The sequence below is a fragment of the Micromonospora sp. NPDC048871 genome (assembly GCF_043198155.1).
Lineage (GTDB): Bacteria > Actinomycetota > Actinomycetes > Mycobacteriales > Micromonosporaceae > Micromonospora.
In genome coordinates, this window is sequence record NZ_JBICUM010000027.1 from 1 (window position 1) to 2531 (window position 2531).

Below are 2531 nucleotides of genomic sequence, written 5' to 3' on the forward strand. Positions count from 1 at the left end.
TGTCAACGGCCAATCAGATTTCCCCGTAGGCGGCCAGTAGTTTTCCCCGCTGGCGGCCATGGTTTTTCCCCGGTGGCGGCCAGGTAGTTCCCCGCCGTGGGGTGGTGCTGGGTTAGTGCAGGGCTTTGACGCCTTGTCCGGCGGTGGCTTGGTTGAACCGGTAGCTGTCACCCTGGGTCACGACGACGTGGGCGTGGTGCAGGAGCCGGTCGACGGTGGCGGTGGCCAGGGTCTTGGGCATGATCTCGTCGAAGCCGGAGGGGTGCAGGTTCGAGCTGACCGCGAGGCTGCGTCGTTCGTAGGCGGCGTCGACGAGGCGGTAGAAGCCTTCGGCGGCGTCGGGTGAGACCGGTAGCAGGCCGATGTCGTCGATGATGATCAGGTCGGTGCGGATCAGTCTGGTCATCGCTCGGGCGACGGAGTCGTCGGGGCGGTGCCGGCGGACCATGACGCCGAGGTCTTCGATGGTGAACCAGGCGACGGTCATGCCGGCCTCGACGGCGGCTTGGCCGAGGGCTTCGCAGAAGTGGCTCTTGCCGGTGCCTGACGGGCCGCAGATGGATAGGTTTTCCTTGCGTTGCACCCATTCCAGGCTGCGTAGCGCGTCCTGGGTCGGCCTCGGGATGGAGGAGGCTTGTTCGTCCCAGTCGCCGAAGGTCTTGCCGGCGGGGAAGGCGGCGCGTTTGCGGCGGGTGCGCAGGTTGGCCTGGTCCCGGCCGGCTGCCTCTTCGGCGAGGAGCACGCGCACGACTTCTGCTGGGTCCCAGCGTTGCGCTTTCGCGGTGGGGATGAGGTCGGCCATGGCCCGGCGCAGGTGCGGCAGTTTCAGCCGGCGGGTGAGCTCGATCGCTTCGGTCAGCGGGTCACCGGCCGCGCCGGTGACCCGCAACGGGGTGATGGTCACTGTTCTCCAGTCGTGCCGAAGGTTGACCAGGCGGAGGTGCCTGGTTGCAGGCTGTGGGTTTCGCTGGCCCGAGTGGGTGGGGTGTCGTCGTCGCGTTGGTGGGCGAGGATGCGGATCAGGTCGTTGTCGGCGAATCGGCCCGCCAACGCGGCGGTGCCGAGGGCCCGGTCGACGTGGTCAACGCCGTGCAGCTTGGCCAGGGCGACGGCTTCGGCCATCTTGCGGCGGACTCCGCGGATGCCGGCGGCTGCGGCTTCGACCAGCCAGGCGGCGGCGCCGGGGCCGAGGGCGAGGAACGCGGCCTCGTCGGCGGTGCGGGCCCGGGGCACCCGCTCAGCGGTGTCGGACTGGCGTGATCGGGGCGGGTAGTGCTCATCTCGGATTGACGGGCGGCCGGGCTGGGCCCGCTGGTGGCGGGCGACCTCGGCCGGCCCGTCCTTGCCGACGGCGGTGACGATGAGTTCGTCGCCGTGGAACCGGGCCCAGACCCGGGTGTCGACCAGATGGTGCGGGACCGAGTAGCGGACCCCGTCGACGGAGATGGTGCAGTCCCAGTTCACCCGGCGGGTCGTGCCGAACGCGACGGTGAACGGCTGCGCCGGCAGCGGGTGCAGCCGATCGCGTTCCTCCAGCAGGGCTTCGGCCGGACGACGGCGGGTGTCGCGGTGCAGGCGGGCGTTGACCTCGTCGGTGAAGTCACGGCAGGCCGCCTCCAACTCAGCGAACGTGCGGTACTGGCCGAGCAGGTTCGCTGTGGTGGGGACCAGGTCCGCCTTGGCGATCTTCACGGTGTTCTCGGCGCCGCCCTTGGACTGCGGGTCCGCCGGCACGCAGGTGCGGATCGTCATCCCGTAATGCCGGGCCACCTGCACGATCTCCGGATTCCTCACCGCGATGTCCGCGACGTGCTCAACCGTGATCGTCTTCTCGTTGTCGGTCAACACATACGCCGGCACCCCGCCCAACCGCCGCAGGGTGGCGTCCAGACAGGCCACAACCGTCGGCAGCGTCTTGTCCAACACTGGAATCACCACCCGGAACCTCGACCAGGGCAGCCACGCGCACCACAACGTGGTCCGCCGGCCGCCGATGCGCGGGCCCTCACCCCAGTCGAACTGCAGCCACAAACCGGGCTCGGGGATCCACGGGCGGAACACCCGCCGCTGCCCTACCTGCCAGGACTTCTTCACCGCCGCGACCGCCCGGCGGGTAGTGCGTTCCCCGCCGGCGAAGCCCATCGCGGTGATCCGCCGATGCACCACATCGGCACGGACCCGGCCACCCGAACGGGCCACCAACTCCTCGATCTTGTCCATGAACTCGTCGATCGGCCGAGCCCGCTGCGTCCGCTCCTCAGGGCTGCGCCCCTCGGCCCGCAACTTCACATACCGGGCCACGGTGTGATGGTCACACCCCGCCAGCTCGGCCGCCGCACGGTAACTACCCGTGAGGTCGTACGCCTCCAAGATTTCCACGATCTCCCTGCCGCATTTCACGCCGCCGACCCTCGCCGACCAGCATCTCGTCATGATCAGCGGGGAGATATCTGGCCATCCACGGGGAGAACCCTGGCCATCAGCGGGGCGGTAAATGGCCGCCTATGGGGATCTTTCACTGGCCGCCGACA

Annotated in this window: 2 protein-coding genes; both read right to left on the reverse strand. The window is 69.2% G+C overall.

Translation table 11 applies throughout. From position 1 onward, the window contains the following. Positions 1-112: 112 nt before the first annotated feature. Complete coding sequence (istB, locus tag ACGFIK_RS27815) at positions 113-904, reverse strand: IS21-like element helper ATPase IstB (protein WP_327026375.1); 792 nt, start codon at positions 902-904, stop codon at positions 113-115. Beyond that, positions 901-2400 carry an IS21 family transposase gene (gene istA, locus ACGFIK_RS27820; RefSeq protein ID WP_327026374.1) on the reverse strand — a complete coding sequence of 500 codons (1500 nt, stop codon included), beginning with the start codon at positions 2398-2400 and terminating at the stop codon, positions 901-903. The genes istB and istA overlap by 4 nt, the downstream gene beginning before the upstream one ends. Positions 2401-2531: the final 131 nt, after the last annotated feature.